Origin of the sequence: Paraglaciecola hydrolytica (genome assembly GCF_001565895.1) — a bacterium.
GTDB classification, from domain to species: Bacteria; Pseudomonadota; Gammaproteobacteria; order Enterobacterales; family Alteromonadaceae; genus Paraglaciecola; species Paraglaciecola hydrolytica.
The window spans coordinates 332,211-353,697 of sequence record NZ_LSNE01000002.1; the positions used below are offsets into that span (position 1 = coordinate 332,211).

Consider the following 21,487-nt stretch of genomic DNA (forward strand, 5'->3'; position numbering starts at 1 on the left):
TGCCTGTTATGGTGCTTAGGGCCTCTTGCCAAGTTTTGCTTTTACCCATTTCTAACATGCTGTTTAGGGCTGCTCCCGCTTCTTTGCTACCATAAATTGAGCAGCGGTGAATAGGGTCAGTATTTCCTGCTTTTTCACACAAGGCTTTATGGAATTGGAATTGCAATACATGGGCTAAAAAGTAGCGGGTATAAGGCGTATTACCCGGCACGTGGTATTTAGCACCGGCATCAAAGGCATCAGCAGGGCGTTCGCCTGGCGCCATTACACCTTGGTATTTTTCACGCAGTTCCCACCAGACTTTGTTGTAATCTGCTGGTTTAACTTCACCTGAAAATACCTTCCAGCGCCATTGATCAACCATCAAACCAAAAGGCACAAAGGCAATTTTATCTAGCGCCAGTTTAAGTAACATGCCGATATCGTTAGAGGCATCTGGAACGTTACCGACCAAGCCAATTTCTTTTAAATACTTGGGCGTAATAGAAAGAGCGATAGTATCGCCGATGGCTTCGTGGAAACCGTCGTTAGCCGAAGTACGGTAGAGTAATGGTTGTGCTTTGTAAGCACGTTGATAGTAGTTATGACCTAATTCGTGATGGATGACTGAAAAATCTTCTCCGGTGATCTGGATACACATTTTTATGCGCAGGTCGTCTTGATCATCAAGATCCCAAGCTGAGGCATGACACACGACATCACGGTCGGCAGGTTGTGAAAACTGCGAGCGCTGCCAAAAGGTATCGGGCAGAGGGGCAAAGCCTAGGGATGAAAAGAAGCCTTCGGCTTGTTTGACCATTTTAACTTCGTCGTAGCCATTGGCCCTTAATGCGGCAGTCACATCGATAACATCTAATTTTTGTTTGGGTTTAACCAAGTCATAAATATTGCCCCATTGCTGAGCCCACATATTACCTAATAAATGCGCGGGAATAGGCTGATCTTGTGGAACGATATCGGTGCCATATTGCTCACCTAAACTGGCTCGCACGTGGCAATGTAAGGCGTCGTAAAAAGGTTTGATTTGCTCCCATATGCGATCCAGTTCAAGAGCAAAGTCTTCGGCGGGCATATCATAACCACCACGCCATAATTCACTAATATCGCTAAAGCCCAATTCACGAGCGCCTTCGTTGGCAAGTTGCACTTCTTCCTCGTATAAGGCTTTCATAGGCACCGAAACCTCACGCCAACCTTCCCACATTTCTAACAGTAATTTGGGGTCGTGACTGGTGGCCATCGTATTCGTCATGTCGGTTAAACGCATGCAGTCGTCTTCGCTTCGACAGTATTTACCACTGCCATAAATACCTTCTAAGTCAGAGGTAATTTGTGCAAGTCGCTCTGATTTTACTGGGTCGGCAGGGGCCGGTAGGATCAAACCATTACGCATTAGATCCAATTTACGACGGGTGTTGGCGTCCACTTCGACCTTATTATAATCCGCAGCTTGTTTGGCTAAGGCTGTGGACAAGCTACCGTGTTTTTCAGACAAATAAGCCGATACCGCAGCGGTATCTTGGTTAATGTAAGTTTGATAAGCCCAAGCGGCCTGAGCTGCGGGTAACTGGAGCTTTTCAAGATCGGCTTGTGCTTGAGTTACAAAGTTCTGGGCATCGGCCGCAGTGGGTAATTTGGCCTGGCTGCTTGCTGAGTCTTGTTTTGTTTGATCATTACAGGCAGAAAGACACAGTGATAGGGCTAGAAAAAGCGCTGATTTTTGATATGACATCGTGGATAAATCCTCTCTTGTTGTTTTTATAGTGAAATGATTATAACGCCATCCCAAGGTAAAAAAAGACTTTTGCTTTTTTGCGCTAACTTGCAAGTGCCGTGAGTTGCAAAGATTTTGTTACTGACCCAGTCGTCATCGGCGTGACGGGATGGTAGCTAACCAAAACTGAAATGACAGTTGTGTTCACAATTGCCCTTATCGACAAAGGGGCTTACGTAAAGATTAAGTAAAGACGCGAACTCCCGTGCTTGGTTCCAGTCAATCAGACTGTTGCGTGTTAGCCGTGCATAGCCAGTTTGTTGTTTTAAAGTGGAAACCAAAGATGTTATTAAGTCACCGTTACAATTTTTTATATATTCATATTGCTAAAACGGGTGGCACCAGTATGCGTGCCGCTCTTAATAAATTACGTTGGACAGATCCAATGTACTATTTGATGTTTCCTTGCCATAAAATTAGTCAATTATCTGGCCATAAAACCGCCAGTAAGTTGCCTCGTCATGCGGGCGTCATCGCGGCAAAAGAAATGTTGCCAGCGGCGGTATTTGATAATTTGTTTAAGTTTGCTTTTGTTCGTAACCCTTGGGATTTACAAGTATCGTCCTACCATCATATTCAAAAAGAAGCCCCTCACTTACTCTCTGGTATTAACAATTTCAGTGAGTTTATTCATTACAAACTCGACGCAAATCGACCGGCTATTTTTCATTTTGATATTTCGACTAAACGACAAACTGATCATTTAGTCGATCTGGATGGCAAGATTGTGGTGGATTTTATTGGTCGCTACGAAAATTTAAGTGAAGACTTTATTCAGGTTCAGCAAAGGTTAAATTTAAAACAACTAACTATGCCACATAAACGCAAGGCGCCTAAGCGCGATGCTGACTATCGTCAATATTACTCAGATGAAACGGCTGAAAAAGTAGCGAGATATTTTGCAAAGGATATTCGTTTACTTAATTATGCGTTTGAATAGGGGCTTTTAGTTTAGCCTACATGTGATCTGTTGTGTTATTAGCAACGTATTAAGCGTACTAAACAGTTGTTGTTTAAATGTTTAATATATTTGGAGATTAGCATGAGTGCGTTGGTATGGCTGCGTAACGATCTACGCAGCAGTTGGCATAGTCCATTAGATTACGCAATTGAACATCATCAGCAGGTGAGGGCGCTATATTGCCTGACTCCCCAGCAGTGGCAGCAATATCACCTTGCGCCCTGTAAAGTTAATCTGATTATTGACCGTTTACGGGAATTAAAAACTGAGTTGGCCGAACGAAATGTTGAGTTGTTTGTTATCGACAGTGGCGATTATCAGCACACACCTCAAGCCATTATTGATTTTTGCCAGCAACATAATATTCAGTCCGTTTATTTTAACGCCGAATACGAGTGGGACGAGAGGGTACGCGATAAACAGTTTAAAAAACTGTGTGATGAACAGAGTTTTAATGTAGCTAAATTCCACGATACCTGCATTGTTAGGCCTGAGTTACTGCAAAGCAAACAAGCTACGCCTTATAAAATGTTTACGCCTTATTTTAGAACGTGGTTAGACGAGTTGTATCGGCAGTTTCCTCAACCACAAGCCCTTAGTGTGGCAAGTATCGTAAGTCCTGCAGCAGAGCAGCTCGAACTTGCGTCTTACTATCAACAAACTCATGTCGCAGCATATTCGGCTAGTGGTGATGATATTTATCAGCAGCTCAGTTGTTTTATAGCCGAACGTGCTCCTGATTATGGCCTTACAAGAGATTTTCCCGCATTGGATAGCACCAGTCATATTTCGCACTTGTTAGCCATAGGCGCAATAAGCGCTAAACAATGTGTATTTATGTTGCAACAAGAATACGCCGAGAAACTAAATGAGCCGACTCACGGCGTGCATATTTGGTTAAAAGAGTTAGCCTGGCGGGACTTTTATCGTTATGTCATGTTTCATTTTACCCACGTAAATAAAAACCTGCCTTTTCAAAAACATTATCGTTATTTTAAATGGAACACCGACCAAGCACACTTCAAAGCCTGGCAAAACGGCATGACGGGCTATCCCATAGTCGACGCCGCCATGCGTGCGCTTAAAGCCACAGGTTGGATGCATAACCGTTTACGTATGGTAGTGGCGAGCTTTTACTGTAAACATTTAATGCTGCCGTGGCGCTGGGCCGAAGACTATTTTATGAGTCAGTTAATCGACGGCGACTTTGCCTCAAATAATGGCGGCTGGCAGTGGAGTGCATCGGTAGGCACTGATGCTGCGCCGTATTTTCGGATCTTTAATCCCACAGCACAAAGTCAAAAGTTTGATCTAAACGGAGAGTTTATTAAACGCTGGGTACCAGAATTAAGCAGCTTGTCGGCTAAACACATTCATCAACCGAGTAAATATGTTGATGTATATAAGTTGGCTTACCCTTTGCCTATCGTTGATCATGCCTCTTCGGTGGCAAATACTAAATTACAATTCAAACAATTTATTGAGCTTAGCCAGCAATAAGGTAAAGTCTGCGCTTATGAAAAAGTACAGACATAGTCTATAAAAACCATGAGTATTTCCCGAGAAAAGTTACACCGTATTTTAAATGACTTATTGCAGCCGCAATTTATTCCAGATGGCTGCCCCAATGGATTACAAATTGAAGGCAAAGACGAGATCCACAAGATAGTGACTGGTGTCACTGCCTCTCAAGCTCTGATCGATAAAGCCATAGACCTGAAAGCCGACGCCCTGTTTGTGCATCACGGTTATTTTTGGAAGGGTGAAGATGCGTGTTTAACGGGCATGAAAAAACAACGTATCGCCAGTTTGTTAAAACACGATATCAATTTATTTGCCTATCACTTGCCTTTGGACGTGCACCCTGAATTGGGCAACAATGTGCAGTTAGCCAAGTTGTTGGGCATTGAACACATCGAGAATCTAGAAAGTGGTAAGTTGAGCATTGCCTTAAAAGGCCGTTTTGCCGCGCCTTTAACACCCGTCGCTTTGGCTGAACGTTTGAAACAGGTCTTGGGCAAAACACCTTTATTGGAACAAGTACAAAAGCCCTTAATTTCAACCGTAGCCTGGTGCACAGGTGGCGGGCAAAAGTATATTGATTTGGCGGCCAGTCAGGGCATTGATGCCTTTATCACTGGCGAAGTCTCAGAGCAAACTATTCACAGCGCGCGGGAAATGAATATTCACTTTTATGCGGCAGGACATCATGCCACTGAACGTTATGGTGCAAAAGCGGTGGGTGAATATTTAGCCAAGCACCACGACGTAGATGTTGAATTTGTCGACATTGCTAATCCCGCCTAATAGAGCACAAGTAAACCATGCGTCCTGATCAAAATTTTGATGATATTGCTAATAAGTTTGAAACTAATATCTATGGCTCGAGCAAAGGTCGTTTGCGCCATGAGTTGTTTATGTACCATCTGCACAAAGCCTTGGATTTGCACAGCGAGCCCTTAACGGTGTTGGATGCCGGTGGGGGCACAGGCGTAATGAGTCAGGCCATGTTGGTTTTAGGTCATGAAGTGACTTTGACAGATATCTCGGCTGAGACCTTGGCGCTTGCCAAGGAAAAATTTGCGGAAAATCACAACGTTGCGGACAAAATAACCATAGTGCAACAAGATATACTTGGTTTGCCTGAACAACAATATGATCTGGTGATCTGCCATGCAGTGCTTGAATGGTTGCAAAACCCACTACTGGTTATCGAAAAACTGGTGGCCTTAGTAAAACCCGGTGGGCATTTATCCTTAAGTTTTTTTAATCAAGATGCTCAGCGTTTTAGCAATATGTTCTACGGTAATTTTGACTATGTTGAGCAGGGCATGAAAGTGAAAAATCAGGTCAGACTTAGCCCCAATAATGCCCAAAAACCCCAAGAGATATTGGCCTTTATGGCGGCTTTACCCCTGCAAATTATACATAAAGCCGGTATTCGCTGTTTTCATGATTATCTGAAAGACAAAAGCCAACAAGTGTCGCACTACGAACAAATAAAACGCTTAGAAATGGCCTATGGCGATCAACATCCTTACCTGTGGTTAGGTAAGTACTTTATGCTGATCGCGCAAAAAAACTAAATGACTTACCTATAAAAATGTCTCTTTGATTACACGGCCTTGGTTAACAGCATGCAGGTTATTGAGGCTGATTTGGGCAATTTGTTGTAAGGCTTCTTGGGTGAAAAATCCTTGATGTCCAGTAATCAAGACATTAGGGAAACTTGCTAAACGATCAAACACATCATCCTGCATGATGGTCTCGGAATGATCTTCAAAAAACAACTCCGATTCCATCTCATAAACATCTAAACCTATACTGCCAATTTTTCCTGATTTTAATCCCGCAATAATGGCTTTACTGTCAACCAAACCGCCTCGAGAGGTATTAATTAACATCACCTTGTCGCGCATCTTAGCAATGCTAGTTTGGTTGATCATATGTTGATTTTGTTGGCTTAAGGGGCAATGTAAACTAATGATGTCTGAGGCTTTTAACAGCGCGTCGAGTTCAACATAGTGAGCGCCTTGCTCTATGACACTTTGGTTAGGGTAGGGGTCGTAACACAGCACTTTACAACCAAAACCATGCAGAATATTGATAAAACAGCGGCCAATTTTACCTGTGCCGATCACACCAACGGTTTTGCCGTTTAAGTTAAACCCCATCAAACCTGATAGCGAAAAATTGTTTTCGCGCACGCGATTATACGCCTTATGCAATTTGCGGTTGAGGGTCATGATTAAAGCGATAGTGTGCTCGGCTACTGCTTCGGGTGAGTAGGCCGGTACTCGTGATACGGTTAGCCCGAGTTTTTTAGCACAGGCTAAATCTACATTGTTAAAACCTGCACAGCGCAAAGCGATGTGCTTTACACCATTTTCGCTCAGTGCAGTAAGTACGGTTTCGTTTAAGGTGTCGTTGACAAAGACACAAACCGCATCAAAATCGTAGGCTAGTGCCATGGTTTCAGGCTGCAAACTAGCATCAAAAAAATGCAGTTCAAGTTCATCAAAATGATTGTATTTAGTCAGAAATTCTCGGTCATAACTTTTGCTACTAAAAATCGCAATACGCATCTTTTAAGCACTCCTTACTTGATTTAATACTGCAAATTATTGATTAAGCAGAGCTTCAATATCTGCAGTTATTTTTTCAGGTTTAGTGAGTGATGCATAACGCTGGGTGACTACACCTTGTTTATTCACTAAAAATTTGGTGAAGTTCCACTTAATCTTTTTACTGCCTAAGATGCCTGGTGCCGCTGCTTTCAGGTGTTGATAAAGTGGGTGTGTATTGTCGCCATTCACTTCAATCTTTTTAAAGAGTGGAAAATTAACATTAAAATTTAAGCTGCAAAATTGCTCAATTTCGCCGTCGGTGCCTGGCTCCTGATGACCAAACTGATCACAAGGAAAGCCCAACACTACTAAGCCTTTGTCTTGATATTGGCTGTAAAGTGCCTGTAATCCTTCATATTGAGGAGTAAAGCCGCACTTACTGGCAGTATTAACAATTAATATAACTTTGCCTTGGTATTGGTCTAATTGAATTTCTTGGCCGTTGTTTAGGGTTGCTTGAAATTGATAGATGTTATTGCTCATGTTGGTTCCTACATGTTGGAGAGTAAGTTATATTGTCACTTTTAAATTTACATACAAGTAATTAAGGAGCTGGCATGGCGCAAAATGTTGCCTTTATCGGTTTGGGTGTGATGGGATACCCCATGGCAGGGCATTTAGCCAAAGCCGGACATTCAGTCACTATCTATAATCGTAGTTCTGAAAAAGCTCAAAACTGGTTGAATGAGTATTCTGGCACAATAAGTTTGTCGCCTAAAGAAGCGGCACAAAACGCCGATTTTATTTTTATCTGTGTGGGTAACGACGACGATTTACGTCAAATCATGACAGGTGAAACAGGGGTGTTGGCTGGATTAACTCAGGGTAATATAGTAGTTGATCATACGACCACCTCTGCCACAGTCGCCCTAGAAATGGCGCTGGCCTGTGCTGAAAAAGATGTGTTGTTTTATGATGCTCCGGTATCAGGCGGTCAAGCGGGGGCACAAAATGGTTTGTTAACCATAATGCTCGGTGGTGACGAGTCACATATTGACAGTGTTAAATCAGTGGTTAGTGCCTATGCCCGTTTTAGTCAATTATTAGGCCCAGTAGGCAGTGGCCAATTGGCTAAAATGATGAACCAGATATGCATTGCAGGCATAGTGCAGGGTTTAGCAGAAGCGCTACATTTTGGTTTAAATGCAGGCTTGGATTGCGCCGCGGTGATTGAAGTCATTTCCAAAGGGGCTGCTCAATCTTGGCAAATGGAAAACCGTCATCAAACCATGCTTAAAGGTGAATATGACTTTGGTTTTGCGGTGGATTGGATGCGTAAGGATTTAGACATTGCTTTGCAAGAAGCCAAACAAAATGGCAGCACTTTGCCCCTGACCGCCTTGGTTGATCAATTTTATGCTGAGGTGCAAAAGTCAGGTGGGAAACGTTGGGATACTTCGAGTTTGTTGGCAAGATTACAAAAATAAGGGATTTTTGTAATCTTGCGTTATGACACTCAGTTTATTGAATAGGATTTAAATCAATGGCTCATACTGCCATTGATGCCCTTCAAACACTATTTTAGCTCTGTCGTATTCACGTTCAGCCCGCCAAGTACGGTTATTTAATTTAACGATAACCCCTGGGTATAAACGTTTGTTCGCGATTAATTTAATGTCATTTTGATAATTATCTTTGAGTTTTTTCATTTCAGAGGCTTTAGATTCTAGCCATTGCAAAAGATGTGTTTCATTATTTACTAGCTCATTGGCTTCATCTACACGTCCCTTCATATCCTCTGGGATCATTTTTGTGTTAATGACATTCATGCGCTCTTTATGACGATTGTTGTTTTGTTTTATCTGGCGCAATAGCTCGTCCAGAGTATCTTTACGTTCTAACAAACTGTTAAAACCATCACTAAAATCAACACTTAAGTTACTGCCCGAAATTGCTCCAAGGGTGCCAGCGATGACTTTATTCTGACACTTAATCACGCAACCAAAGATATTGCCATTGGGGTTATCGATGGCACCAACCGACACTTCGCCCTTACAGGTAATACGGCTATAGGCCAATTGCCGACCAATAGTGACATTGCCATTACAACTGATATCCAGGCCTTGCCCATGTTGAACATGAACACTGCCTTTGGCTTTTAGGGTCGTGCTATATTGGGTAGCACTGTCATTCACCTTACCCATCGCGCCCTCAGTAATAATAATATCACCACCGGCCTGAATATATGCAGACTCGACAAAACCGTTTATCGTCACGTCACCGGTGGCGATAATCTGCATCTTTTCGGTAACATCACCATTGACCAGTACTGCTCCATCGTAATTAACATTACCACTGCCAACATTAACGCCTTTACTTATAAAGGTATCATCCACCCACATTTTTTGATCTTTAAACTTGGGCATGCCTGATATATCAGCTAACAGCAGGTTTTCATCCTTATCACTGATTATAGTACCTTCACCTGGCCTGAATTTTAGCCACTCACCGGACTTAGATCTGATCTTGGCTCCAGTGATTGAATAGCCTGTACGCCCTTCTGTAGGGGCTAATCTGCGCAGCAATTCTGTGCCTTTTTTGACACAGATCACATCACCTAAATTGCGCATGTCAACTCGGGTATTGCCTGCTTGTTGTGGGCGTAAAATTCGCTCAAGAGCGTTTTGTACTAGCGGTTGTAACTTAGAAGGTCGCCCATTTCTGGGAGGAAGGCCTTTAGCAACTAATTCTTCACAAACATCGCCTGGACGACTCTCATTACATTGCATCACCAAACGTTTTATTCTTTTTTGACCAATCCCCTTAACCACCTTGGCATCTTTTAATACCTGCATTAAGGTTTCAACGGTCAAAGGTTTTCCAGCATACCCACGGGTTACGGTAAGGGTGGCGGCTAGGTCGTCTTCCTGTATTCTACATTTAATTTCGTTTTGTCGACGTTCGCCAACTCGAGTGGTAAACGAAGCGGGTTTATTGGATTTTATGGCGGCTTTGTAATTGGTAATTGCGTCAAAAATGTTTTCATCGAAAATGAAAAATTCTTTAAATTCACTCTTATCTATTAATCCACGGATCACTTTAAGATCAAGGGGTTTTTGGATAAGTTGAGTGGAAATCATTAAATCTAGATACTGATCATGTTCATCAATTTGTAATGTGACACCTAGCATTTAAACCACCTTGTACTTTTTTGGTGAACTCTGTTGTTTAGCCTTTGCTAAAAAAACTAGGCAGAGTTTACGGCTTATCGTTGTTATTATCGGCGTATTTGCTCGTAACCTTACCATTTATTGTTATAAATTTTGGGCATATTTGTAAAGTGCAGTAATTATCGCGAGTTTATCTGGATTGTTGACATGTTCTTGGCTTAATTGTTCAAGTTGCTGAAAATACTCTGATAGTTTAATCGACGCACTGGACTGGCTGTCCATTAACCTAAATTGGCGATGTTGTTGCCACTTTTCTACTTCACTGTGACTTAAAGTTTGTGGGTAGTTTCTAGCACGATAGCGAAATAACAGAGTACTAAGTCTTGGGTCTTTAAATGGCAGCTTAAGCTCCATCAAATCATGTTCTTGCGCTTGGTTTACTTGGTTGATCAATGCTTTGTCGTGTTCATTAAAAAATCCGCCAGAGTAAAGTGCTTGCTCAGGATCGCCTATTTCTCGACTAAATTCTTCGTTAAAAACGGCTTGTAGTTTTTGCACAAGTGAAGGCATTGCCTTGATTTTTTGTAAGTTACTTAAGCATTGGCCACGATCGATATTCAAACGTGTGGCATTTTCTTCCGTTAACGTTTTAGCTGGGGCAATAAAAGGGCATTTATTCAGATGGATCAGTTTAAGTGGTAAACGTTGTTCGTTTTCTGCCAGCATAGAATTGGGCTGATACATTTTTTGTTTAATTTCATCCACTGACAATTTATCAAGTGGACTAGGATCCAGCGCCAAATTAAGTACGATCACAGCATTTTTGTTGGTTGGGTGATAAGCCACTGGCACAATCCACGTACAACATCCGTGTAATGCTGGTAGTTTTGATGATACATGTACCAAAGGCGCAAGATTGTCACAATCTATTAAGGCTGCAATTTTTGACTTGCTGCGGTTTTCAAAGGCAAATTGATAGAGTTTATTCTGTTTATCCTTAATCAATTTGGCCAAGGCAATGGTGGCATATACATCCGACATCGCATCATGTGCTGCTTCATGTAACAGACCGTTTGCAGAAGTCAGCTCCTGCAATTTAAAGCTAGGTATGCCTTCGTCATTCAGTGGCCATTCAATGCCTTCTGGCCGCAGTGCATAACAAGCTCTGGCTAAATCAATAATATCCCAGCGACTATTGCCATTTTGCCACTCACGGGCATAGGGATCATAAAAATTGCGATACAAAGTATAACGAGTCACTTCATCATCAAAACGTAAGCTGTTATAACCGGCCACACAACTATTCGCTTGGCTAAATTGCTGGTGGATTTTACGAATGAAATTGGCTTCACTTAAGCCATCTCGCAAGGTTAACTGTGGCGTAATACCAGTGATTAAACAGGCCTGTGGTTGAGGTAAGTAGTCGTTAGGGATTTGGCTATAGATCATCAAGGGTTTATCGATGATATTAAGATCTAAATCTGTTCTTACCCCAGCAAATTGGCAGGGGTAATCTTTTTGCGGATTAACTCCCCACGTCTCGTAGTCGTGCCAGTATATTGTTGTTTGATTCATTCCTAGTTAACTTCTCTCAATCGGAATTGTAGTATCAAAATCATTGAATTTGATACTAAACTAAAGCCTTGGTGGGGTAAACGCTTTGCACTTAGAATCCTCCTGCTCGATTAACAATTGATTGAGATTTATACATAAGTCCTACTTTGTTTCATTTTTTAGTAAATAGGCCAAGTATTGTTCTCGATTTAAACTGGGGAATAACTCAAGTTGTTTACGCAATACGGAAATTTGTTTATCACTTTCCTTATTTGTTTGATGTATTGAGCTTAGTAGTGAATACCAATTGACGTTTTGTGGACTGCTTTTTTGCTCTGCTTCATCAATAAGCAGAGTTAAAGACAACTCTGCTTCGACTAATTGGCCGGTTTGGTAGAGTGCCCTCGCTCTAAGGTTTTCATATTCTTCTGGCAAACGCAGTGTTACGGGGTCAAGTTGGTCTTTGCTTAGTTGCCTTAGTTGCTCGATATAATTAAGCAGTAGTTCATAGTGTTGATAGGTCATGGCCAACTCGATGGCTTTATCCAGTATTTTAAAATGCTGCTGTTGCTTGAGCTTAGGGGCAAAACTAAGTGCTTGTTGAATATGGGGTAATACTTGGTCAGAAGGCAAAATAAGTTGCCTTGAACATATTGCAAGGTTTTGCCAGTAAAAGGCTTGTTGCTGTGTTGAATAGGATAACAACCTTGGCTGCAAAGCTAATAACTCAGTGTGTACATTTGCAAAATCGACTCTACTTATGCCACTTGAGACTAAATCAAACAGGCTTTCGTCAAGGAGTGCTAGCACCTCGTTAGCTTGGTATTCAGCGGTCGTTTGAGTTTCTTTCGCCATGACAGGGTGAGTTATTAATAAACTACAAAATAATAAACTGAAGGGGAATAATAACTTTGTCATTTTTACTCCTAAGCTATAGTTAAGCTAAAGTTTGTTTAGTGATTTAATGGTTTGGTCGTGCATAGGGGTATTGATTTGGCAACTTACGACTACTCTTAATGTAGTGCTTGAGTGTTAAATTTACCTAAAATACAAGGTGGTAACAATGGAATCTTTAAATGTAGTCGATCATATGAATCAACGTCCAGTGACTTTTGACACTGAAATGACGGTAGCAGAAGCGGTGGAACGTCTATTGCAGAGCCGACAGACGGGGGGCCCAGTAATAGATGGGCACAACAAAGTTATTGGATTTTTATCTGAACAAGATTGTATTGTTCGTATGATCGAATCAAGTTATTACCGAGAACAGGTAGCTCACGTCAAAGATATCATGCGAACCGAAGTTATCGCGGTAAAACCTAATCTTTCGGTATTGGAGCTGGCGCAGCGTATGATGACTGAAAAACCCAAGGTTTATCCCATAGTGGACGACGATGGTTTGTTATTAGGTACGATCAATCGCTCAGCCATATTAAACGCCATCGATTTACATCTACGTGACGGTTATCGCAAAGGAACCTGATATCCATTGCAATTGGCATAAGCACTAGTAATTTAGAGGCGCTTCTTTTAGGATCTGTTGCGTTATTAACTAAGAGAAGCTCCATTGTCATACCGTCCTAATGCCGACATTAGCGCAAGCACTACATTGCTGTATTCCCATATCAATCAATGTTTAGCCAAAGATCAATTCAGATTCCGTCAGCGTTTAAGCCGCCTTGATCGTTCTGAGCAAAAAAACGAGGGTTTAGCTGCTGAAAAGCTGCAAGCCTTAGAACAAGACATTGCTCAGTCCATGTTATTGGTTCAGCAAAAAACGCTCAATTTGCCTAGCATCGAATATCCAGATTTACCGGTCAGCGCTAAAAAACAAGATATTGCGGACGCCATTGCCAACCATCAGGTGGTGATTATTGCCGGTGAAACTGGCTCAGGCAAAACCACACAAATCCCCAAAATTTGTCTGGAGCTGGGCAGGGGCATTAAAGGCCTGATTGGCCATACTCAACCGCGGCGTTTGGCTGCGCGTACAGTAGCTCAACGTATCGCTGAAGAACTTAAAACGCCCTTAGGTGAACAGGTCGGTTTTAAAATCCGTTTTTCGGATAATGTGTCAGAACGCAGTTATATCAAATTGATGACAGACGGAATTTTGCTGGCAGAAATTCAACAAGATAGGTTTTTAAGTCAGTACGACACCATCATTATTGATGAAGCCCACGAACGTAGTCTTAATATTGATTTTATCCTTGGATATTTCAAACAGTTGTTGCCTAATCGCCCAGACTTAAAGTTAATCATCACCTCGGCTACTATCGATCCTCAACGTTTTTCTAGTCATTTTGATAATGCACCGATCATTCAGGTAAGTGGCCGTACCTTTCCGGTGGAGATGCGTTATCGAGAGCTTAATTCTCAAGATAACGATCAGACTCAGGACAATGATCAAACTCAGGGTATTATCGCCGCCGTACATGAGCTTAGCCACGAATCCGCAGGTGATATTCTGGTGTTTTTAAGTGGTGAGCGGGAAATACGTGATACCGCCGATGCGCTGGACAAAGAAAAATTTCGTCACACAGAAGTGGTGCCTTTGTATGCACGTTTGAGTGTCGCTGAGCAAAACAAAGTATTTCAGAGTCATAGTGGCAGGCGTATTGTACTTGCCACCAACGTGGCCGAAACCTCACTTACCGTGCCGGGAATTAAGTATGTAATCGATCCAGGCTTTGCCCGCATCTCTCGTTATAGTGTGCGCAGTAAAGTGCAGCGATTACCCATCGAACCAATTTCGCAAGCCTCGGCCAATCAACGCTCTGGTCGTTGCGGGCGGGTATCCGATGGTATTTGTATCAGGTTATACAGCGAAGATGATTATTTAAGTCGCGACGAATTTACCGATCCGGAAATACTGCGCACTAATCTTGCCTCGGTTATTTTACAAATGATGGCCTTGGGGCTGGGCAAAATAGATGATTTTCCTTTTGTACAGGCGCCTGAATCACGCAACATTAATGACGGATTCCGTTTATTAGAAGAACTTGGTGCCGTAGCGACCAGAGAAGCCAGACTGCAACTGACAGCAATGGGCAAACAGTTAGCCAGACTGCCGGTTGATCCTCGTTATGCAAGAATGGTGGTGGAAGCCGCACGTTTAAACTGTGTCTCTGAAGTATTGATCATCGCTGCGGGTTTGAGTATTCAAGACCCTCGCGAACGTCCATCGGATAAACGTCAAGCCGCTGATGAAATGCACAGTGACTATCGCAGCAAAGAATCAGACTTTTTAGGCTTTTTATTATTGTGGCAAGACTTTAAACAACAGCAAAAAGACCTGAGCGCCAATCAATTGCGCACTTGGTGTAAAAAGCACTTCATTAACTTTATGCGTATGCGCGAATGGCAAGATATTGTCAGCCAGCTTAAAAAATCTGTGGCTGAACTCGGTTTTGGTATTAGCCATACCGCAGCTGATTACCAAGCGATCCATCAAGCGATGGCTTCAGGTTTGTTGTCTCATATCGGTTTTAAAGATAAAGAGCGCGAATATCTCGGCGCACGTAATAGCCGTTTTATGATTTTCCCCGGTTCAGGTTTGTCTAAGTCACAACCTAAGTGGGCTATGGTGGCTGAGCTGGTGGAAACCTCTAATCTGTTTGGTCGAGTGGCGGCTAAGATTGAGCCTGAATGGCTGGAAGAGTTAGCCAAACATTTAACTAAAACTGAATACTCCGAGCCACACTGGTCAAAAAAACAAGGTGTAGTACAGGCCTTTGAAAAAGTCACCCTGTATGGCTTAACTTTGGTGGCTCAGCGCAGGCGTACTTATAGCAGCATCGATCCTGTGGTCAGTCGGCAGATTTTTATTCGTGATGCTTTAGTCAACCTAGATACCAAACTAAACGATAAATTTTTAAAACATAATCAACAAGTTATTGCTGATATTGAAGCTCTAGAAGAAAAAAGTCGCCGCCGAGATTTATTAGTAGATGAAGATACATTGGTGGACTTTTATGCCACACGATTGCCTGATCATGTATGCAGCGAAGCGGGTTTTAAAAAGTGGTGGCAAAAACAATCTGCCCAAGAGCCTTTGTTTCTCAATTTTGATCCGCAAGCCTTGATCAAAAAAGATTCATCCCACATCGATAGTCATTCTTTCCCTGAATCCTATAAACAAAATAACTTACGTCTTGCCTTAGATTATCACTTTGATCCGGTGGATGAAGATGATGGGGTGAGTTTAATGATCCCACTGGCAATACTTAATCAACTTGAAGAACAAGGTTTTGACTGGCTAATTCCGGGTTTACGCCATGAATTGATTGTGGCTTTGATTAAAGGCTTACCAAAACGTTTGCGCCGTAACTTTGTGCCAGCACCCAATTATGCCGATGCTTGTTTAGCAGATATTAGCGCGACGGATAAAAAAGGCCAGTTTGTACCGTTTTTGCAGGCACTTAGCTTAAAACTAAAACGCATGACAGGCATTGAAGTCTCAAACGAGGAGTGGCTATGGGACAGTTTACCTAAACACCTACGTTTTAATTTTAAAGTACTGGATGATAAAGGCAGCGTAATTAAACAGGGCAGAAGCCTAACTTTGCTGCAACATGAGTTACAAGGCAAGGTAAAACACAACCTGCAGAAGGTCGCCACGCCGGATCTGGAGCAAAGTGGCCTGACCCAATGGGATTTTGCTGAACTACCAAAAGAATACGTGAGTAAAACGGCTGGCTTCGAAATTAAAGCTTATCCAGCCTTAGTTAAAGAGGGACAGACGGTGGCGATAAAGCTGTTTGAACAAGCTTATTTAGCCGACACTGCACATGCTAAAGGCTTACGCCAGTTGATCGTACTGGCCATCCCATCACCAATTAAGTACTTACAAGAAAAACTGCCGAATAAAGCCAAACTCGGATTGTATTTTAATCCTTTTGGGCAAATTCAAGCTTTGATCAACGACTGTATCAATGCAGCAGTGGATCATCTTATATCCCAATATGCTGCTAAAGTGGGTAGTGCTATTCGTAGTAAAAACGAATTTCAGGCTTGTTGTGATTATGTTCGCCTGGACATTAATGAGTTAGTCCTGCAGATTGCGCAAAAAATAGAACAGGGTTTAACTACCGCTCACGGCATCAGTAAAAAGATGAAAGGCAATGTGCCTCTGAACATGATCAATGCTCACAGCGATATTAAACAACACCTTGATTCTTTGGTATTTCCAGATTTTGTGGCAAGTATTGGTGTGGATAAACTCAATGATTGGCAGCGCTATATTGAAGGCATTAAACGCCGCTTAGACAAACTGCCTATCGATCCGATTAAAGATAAGTTGCATCAATTGAATGTTGAAAAAATGCAGTCTGAGTATCAAAAGAAATGCCAGCAAATTCCACCTGGCCGTGAAATGCCTAAAGAACTTAGTGAAATCAGATGGTTAATTGAAGAACTACGCATATCATTTTTTGCTCAGCAATTGGGTACTAATATGCCAATTTCGACAAAACGGATCAGCAATCAGTTGGCGAGTATTTAAAATGCTTGTATATATCGTTGACTTTATAAAGCAGGCGCCCTATAAACACTGTGAGTTAAATTTAAACAGACGAGGTAAGTGATGTTAGGTTATGACGATAAGCGAAATTTTTTTCGAATGATGATCAACTCAGCATGCGAAATTGTAGTCAATGACGATGAGTCTAGTCGTACCTTACAATCGGTATGTAAGGATATCAGCGCAACCGGAATGTCACTCGAACTGGATGAAAGTTCGTTAGAAATTGGTACTTTGGTGAATGTTTACATTGCCTCTACCAACAGCCAAATCCCGTCGTTATCAGCCAGTGCTAAAGTGGTTCGTTGTGAATCTACTGGCGACAACTCTTGTGTTGTAGGGGTTGAGATCATAGAGATGACATGATCTCGCACCCTGAAGTGAGGTTTTACTGGATTAGTTTAAACCTCAACACTATTTTACCAAACTCTACAAACCAAACCCTTCAAATAGAATCCTTCAGGATAGGCTGATGCAACCGGGTGATCCGCAGCTTGTCCAAGACGCTCAATAAATTGTACTTCTCGACCTGCATCTAAAGCCGCATCCGCCACCACTTTTTGAAATAACTCTGCTGACAACAAGCCAGAACAGCTAAAGGTACACAAAATTCCGCCAGGTTCTATGATCTGCATGGCTAACATATTAATGTCTTTATAACCTCTACACCCCCTAACTAGGGAGTTTTTAGACTCAATAAACTTAGGTGGATCTAAGATAATTTGCTCGAATTTGCGCCCTTCTTGTTTGTAGTCACGTAAGGCTTGAAATACATCGGCATTCACAAAATCACATTTACTGAGGTCTAGTTCATTGATTTCGACATTACGTTTAGCTGTTTCCAGCGCCAAATCCGATACGTCCATATTAGTGACATGAGTGGCACCGGCGGCTAAAGCGTAACTGCCAAAAGTGCCGGTGTAACAAAAACAGTTAAGCACGGTTTTATTTTTTGCATATTTAGCGGCAATGGCGCGGTTATCACGTTGATCCAGATAAAAACCGGTTTTGTGGCCTTGTTTTACATTAACGATAATTTTGACGCCGTTTTCTTCAATCACCACTTCATCAGGTACCTCGCCATGCAAGGTTTGCATGAGCTCTTCGAGGCCTTCTTTTTTGCGTACCGAAACGTCACTACGCTCGTAGATTACTGCTTCGGGGAATTCTTTAAGCAGGGCCCAAACTATTTTGTCCCGATGTTTTTCAGCACCTGCCGACAATAATTGGCAAACAAATACATTGTCATAACGATCGATGGTTACACCAGGTAAGCCATCTGATTCTGCCGCAATCAAGCGATAGCCCGTTAGGCCATGACGTTCAATAATATCTAAACGACCTTGTTGAGCACGGGCAATACGGCGTTGAAAAAAACCATTATCTACAACTTCTTTTTCATCGAAGGTCCATATTCTGATCTGAATTTGTGATTCTGGTGACCAAGCTCCGCGACCAAGAAATTGTCCTTCTGAACTGAATACATCGACGGTATCGCCTGAATTTAGACGACCTACTTGTTTTTCGATGGCACGGCTAAATATCCAAGGATGGCGGCGTAATAAAGATTTTTCTCTTTCGGGCTGTAAAATAACGCTAGAAGTCATAAAGTGGTTAATTCTGAAAATTTTTTGAATTGTACCTAAGGTTGTCTCTAACCTACACCAAATAAGGTAATTAAATGCGATTTATTGATTTTACCCCAGGCTGCAGCGCTCAAGAACTCGCTATCAGCGAAACGGCCATGCCGCGACTGATACAAGGGCAAGTACTGGTTAAAGTAGGGGCCTTTGGTATTAATCGGGCTGACTTGTTACAACGCGCGGGAAAATATCCAGCACCCGATGGCGAAAGCCCTATTTTAGGTCTGGAGATAGCAGGGGAGATTATAGAGATTTCGGCTGGCTTGGCGACACGCTTTAAAGTGGGAGATAAGGTTTTTGGATTGGTCGCCGGTGGTGCCTATGCAGAATATGTTGCTGTACATGCTAGTCATCTACTGCCTTTGCCTGCATCAATGGACTATATACAAGGTGCGGCGCTTGCTGAATGTTTTTTGACAGCTTATCAAGCGATGTTTGTTGAATATCAGTTACAGGAAAGGAGCTCAGTGTTAATCCACGCTGGTGCCAGTGGAGTAGGGCTGGCGGCCATTCAGCTAGCCAAACAAGCTAATTGTAAAGTGGTGGTGACGGCGTCAAGTGCAGAAAAATTAGCTGTCTGTCTGCTCTACGGAGCAGACCTAAGAATTAATTACATAGAAGTCGATTTTGTTGAGGTCTTAAAATCGCAAACACCACAGCCCATTGACTTAATAATTGATTTTGTGGGTGGGGCTTATGTTAATCGTAACTTGGCAGTTTTAAATCGTGATGGCTGTATTGTTCAACTCGCTATGTTAGGTGGTCGTTATGTAGAAAACCTCGATATGGCTTTGATGCTGGGTAAAAGAGCAACCATAAAAGCTTCCACTTTACGTAATAGATCCGATGCTTACAAAACAGCGTTAACACTTGCCTTTGAGCGAGATTGCTGGGCTAAGCTCGACAGTGGCCAACTTAAAGCGGTTATCGATGCAAGCTATTCAGCAAGTGAAATAGCACAAGCTCATGGACGTATGGAAAACAATCTTAATATGGGGAAATTGGTGTGTTATTGGTGATATGGCGTATGCAGCACTTAAATATTCCATTACACTAATTACTTGGCACTTGTGTCAGGTTTTTGTGCAATAACAGTTTACTGCCTTTTACTATTTAATAGATACACCTCAGATCTAACACCATCACATGGCAAATTAGGAATATTTAATGATTGAGAATACCCAACAACAAAACAAATTAACGGGCAAAAGCGCTGAGCTAGAATTGAAACTAAAGACCTATTTTGTCGATTTAGTCAGTGAACGTGTTGGTGGTGAAACCTTAGCTTGTAGTGATGATTTTTTTGCGGAAATGGAAAACTTACTTAAACCTGGCCGCAGTATTTTTATTGATCATAAATACACTGAGCGTGGTAAGTGGATGGATGGTTGGGAATCTCGTCGCAGTTATGGCAGAGCCAATGGCCGTGAATTTGACTGGTGTATTATTAAATTGGGTATCAATGGTGTGATCCGTGGATTTGATATTGATACCAATTATTTTCGTGGTAATGCCCCACAAACGGTCTCGGTTGAAGCCTGTGTCAGTAACGAACATCCTAATGCGGATACTGTTTGGCAAATTGTTTTAGCCGAAAGTAAAGTTGATGCCCATAGCCAAAATATTTTCGAGATAACCAATCCTCAAACCTGGACCCATGTACGTTTGAATATGTTCCCCGATGGTGGCATCGCACGTTTTCGGGTCTACGGAGAGGCCGATGTCAACTGGGACAATTTTGTTGAAGGTGAATTGATTGATTTAGCATCCATTAAAAACGGTGCAAAAGCCTTGTTAGTCAGTGACATGTTTTTCAGTGACAAAAACAATCTGATCATGCCTGGGCGTGGCAAAGATATGGGAGATGGCTGGGAAACAAAACGTCGTCGTGACCCAGGTCCAGATTGGTCCATCGTTAAATTAGCGGCACAAGGTAGTGTTGAGAAAGTGATAGTTGATACCTGCCATTTTAAAGGAAATTATCCTGACACCTTTAAGTTAGAAGGGCTCTGTAGTGATAGCGATGATTTTGATGCCTCAAATGCCAAATTGGCTTGGCAAACTATTATTCCGCAAACTAAGTTGCATGCCCATCGCGAACACTTGTTTATTAATGAAATAACTGCCGCTAAGACACAACATTTTACTCACGTTAAGTTAAGCATATACCCAGATGGTGGTATTTCTAGACTGCGAGTATTGGGTAAACGTAAATAGCACTTGGCTAAAACAGGGACAATGGCTTGATGAATAATAAAAAACAGATAAGCCCTACAATACTGACGCAGGAAAATTTTGCTCAGTTTGGAGATGTGATCGAAGTAAATGAGCAGGCTAAAAACTTCACGATCAACGATGGATTTACTCAGCGTTATCACGACTTAGCTCAAGTGGACGTGAATGAACAAAATGGTCGGACTTTGATTAATATCTTTCGCTCCACACCATTACCCCAGCCTGTGAGCATCAAGATGATGGAACGTCATCCATTATCGAGCCAAGCTTTTATTCCTTTGGGGCAACAACCTTATTTAGTGGTTGTTGCGCCTAAAGGTGAGTTGCAAATTGCCAACATTGAAGTGTTTTTGGCCTCTGCAAAGCAAGGGGTAAATTACCATAAAGGCACATGGCATCATTACTGTTTGGCCTTACACCAAGTCAGTGATTTTTTAGTGGTGGATCGTGGCGGGGCAGGAGATAACTGCGATGTGATCCATTTGGATGGAACGCTTGTCATCGCTAAACAGTAAAACCAGCAGCATAACTCTACCTTTATCGAGTAAATTGAAAACTTACA

General features: G+C 42.1%; 18 protein-coding genes. 11 read left to right on the forward strand and 7 right to left on the reverse strand.

The features are described 5' to 3' along the window. The coding region (locus AX660_RS02290) for a M2 family metallopeptidase (protein WP_068371871.1) at window positions 1-1,732 on the reverse strand (1,732 nt) is incomplete at its 3' end. A gap of 325 nt (window positions 1,733-2,057) precedes the next feature. Between AX660_RS02290 and AX660_RS02295 the strand changes: the two genes are divergently transcribed. From AX660_RS02295 to AX660_RS02310, 4 genes are all read left to right on the forward strand, one after another. Then, the gene (locus AX660_RS02295; RefSeq protein WP_068371874.1) at window positions 2,058-2,714 is read left to right on the forward strand and encodes a sulfotransferase family 2 domain-containing protein; all 657 of its coding nucleotides are present in this window, start codon (window positions 2,058-2,060) and stop codon (window positions 2,712-2,714) included. Between the two features lie 102 nt (window positions 2,715-2,816). Beyond that, the gene (locus AX660_RS02300) at window positions 2,817-4,235 is read left to right on the forward strand and encodes a cryptochrome/photolyase family protein (protein WP_068371878.1); all 1,419 of its coding nucleotides are present in this window, start codon (window positions 2,817-2,819) and stop codon (window positions 4,233-4,235) included. Window positions 4,236-4,289: 54 nt separating this feature from the next. Continuing rightward, the gene (locus AX660_RS02305) at window positions 4,290-5,042 is read left to right on the forward strand and encodes a Nif3-like dinuclear metal center hexameric protein (protein WP_068372083.1); all 753 of its coding nucleotides are present in this window, start codon (window positions 4,290-4,292) and stop codon (window positions 5,040-5,042) included. A 17-nt stretch (window positions 5,043-5,059) separates the two neighbouring features. After that, window positions 5,060-5,821, forward strand: a complete 762-nt coding sequence (locus tag AX660_RS02310) for a methyltransferase (RefSeq protein ID WP_068371881.1) — start codon at window positions 5,060-5,062, stop codon at window positions 5,819-5,821. Window positions 5,822-5,830: 9 nt separating this feature from the next. Here the strand turns inward: AX660_RS02310 and AX660_RS02315 are convergent, their stop codons facing one another. Together AX660_RS02315 and AX660_RS02320 are read right to left on the reverse strand one after the other, a co-directional pair. Then, window positions 5,831-6,820 carry a 2-hydroxyacid dehydrogenase gene (locus AX660_RS02315; RefSeq protein ID WP_068371883.1) on the reverse strand — a complete coding sequence of 330 codons (990 nt, stop codon included), beginning with the start codon at window positions 6,818-6,820 and terminating at the stop codon, window positions 5,831-5,833. 36 nt (window positions 6,821-6,856) lie between these two features. Then, complete coding sequence (locus AX660_RS02320; RefSeq protein WP_068371886.1) at window positions 6,857-7,345, reverse strand: glutathione peroxidase; 489 nt, start codon at window positions 7,343-7,345, stop codon at window positions 6,857-6,859. Window positions 7,346-7,419: 74 nt separating this feature from the next. On the opposite strand from AX660_RS02320, the gene AX660_RS02325 reads away from it, so the two are divergent. Then, window positions 7,420-8,289, forward strand: coding sequence for an NAD(P)-dependent oxidoreductase (locus AX660_RS02325; RefSeq protein WP_068371889.1), 870 nt, complete (start codon window positions 7,420-7,422; stop codon window positions 8,287-8,289). A gap of 48 nt (window positions 8,290-8,337) precedes the next feature. On the opposite strand, the gene AX660_RS02330 is transcribed toward AX660_RS02325, so the two are convergent. From AX660_RS02330 to AX660_RS02340, 3 genes are all read right to left on the reverse strand, one after another. Beyond that, on the reverse strand, window positions 8,338-9,993 hold the full coding sequence (locus AX660_RS02330; RefSeq protein WP_068371892.1) for a DUF342 domain-containing protein: 1,656 nt from the start codon (window positions 9,991-9,993) through the stop codon (window positions 8,338-8,340). Between the two features lie 123 nt (window positions 9,994-10,116). Next, window positions 10,117-11,547, reverse strand: coding sequence for an exodeoxyribonuclease I (gene sbcB / locus AX660_RS02335; RefSeq protein ID WP_068371895.1), 1,431 nt, complete (start codon window positions 11,545-11,547; stop codon window positions 10,117-10,119). A 141-nt stretch (window positions 11,548-11,688) separates the two neighbouring features. Then, on the reverse strand, window positions 11,689-12,444 hold the full coding sequence (locus AX660_RS02340) for a hypothetical protein (protein WP_068371898.1): 756 nt from the start codon (window positions 12,442-12,444) through the stop codon (window positions 11,689-11,691). 145 nt (window positions 12,445-12,589) lie between these two features. Between AX660_RS02340 and AX660_RS02345 the strand changes: the two genes are divergently transcribed. The 3 genes from AX660_RS02345 (at window position 12,590) to AX660_RS02355 (ending at window position 17,413) form a co-directional block, all read left to right on the forward strand. Then, on the forward strand, window positions 12,590-13,009 hold the full coding sequence (locus AX660_RS02345; RefSeq protein ID WP_068371901.1) for a CBS domain-containing protein: 420 nt from the start codon (window positions 12,590-12,592) through the stop codon (window positions 13,007-13,009). 84 nt (window positions 13,010-13,093) lie between these two features. Beyond that, the gene (gene hrpA / locus AX660_RS02350; RefSeq protein WP_068371904.1) at window positions 13,094-17,029 is read left to right on the forward strand and encodes an ATP-dependent RNA helicase HrpA; all 3,936 of its coding nucleotides are present in this window, start codon (window positions 13,094-13,096) and stop codon (window positions 17,027-17,029) included. An 81-nt stretch (window positions 17,030-17,110) separates the two neighbouring features. Then, complete coding sequence (locus tag AX660_RS02355) at window positions 17,111-17,413, forward strand: PilZ domain-containing protein (protein ID WP_068371908.1); 303 nt, start codon at window positions 17,111-17,113, stop codon at window positions 17,411-17,413. 53 nt (window positions 17,414-17,466) lie between these two features. Here AX660_RS02355 and AX660_RS02360 read toward each other — a convergent pair whose 3' ends face one another. Next, window positions 17,467-18,654 (reverse strand): class I SAM-dependent rRNA methyltransferase, encoded by a 1,188-nt coding sequence (locus tag AX660_RS02360; protein WP_068371912.1) that lies wholly within the window; start codon window positions 18,652-18,654, stop codon window positions 17,467-17,469. Between the two features lie 74 nt (window positions 18,655-18,728). Between AX660_RS02360 and AX660_RS02365 the strand changes: the two genes are divergently transcribed. The 3 genes from AX660_RS02365 to AX660_RS02375 all read left to right on the forward strand — a co-directional run bounded on the left by AX660_RS02365 (window position 18,729) and on the right by AX660_RS02375 (window position 21,440). After that, on the forward strand, window positions 18,729-19,709 hold the full coding sequence (locus AX660_RS02365) for an NAD(P)H-quinone oxidoreductase (protein ID WP_068371915.1): 981 nt from the start codon (window positions 18,729-18,731) through the stop codon (window positions 19,707-19,709). A gap of 148 nt (window positions 19,710-19,857) precedes the next feature. Beyond that, window positions 19,858-20,907: an allantoicase gene (gene alc / locus AX660_RS02370; RefSeq protein WP_082768700.1), complete on the forward strand. Its 1,050-nt coding sequence runs from the start codon at window positions 19,858-19,860 to the stop codon at window positions 20,905-20,907. A gap of 29 nt (window positions 20,908-20,936) precedes the next feature. Further along, on the forward strand, window positions 20,937-21,440 hold the full coding sequence (locus AX660_RS02375) for an ureidoglycolate lyase (RefSeq protein WP_068371918.1): 504 nt from the start codon (window positions 20,937-20,939) through the stop codon (window positions 21,438-21,440). Window positions 21,441-21,487 lie beyond the last annotated feature (47 nt).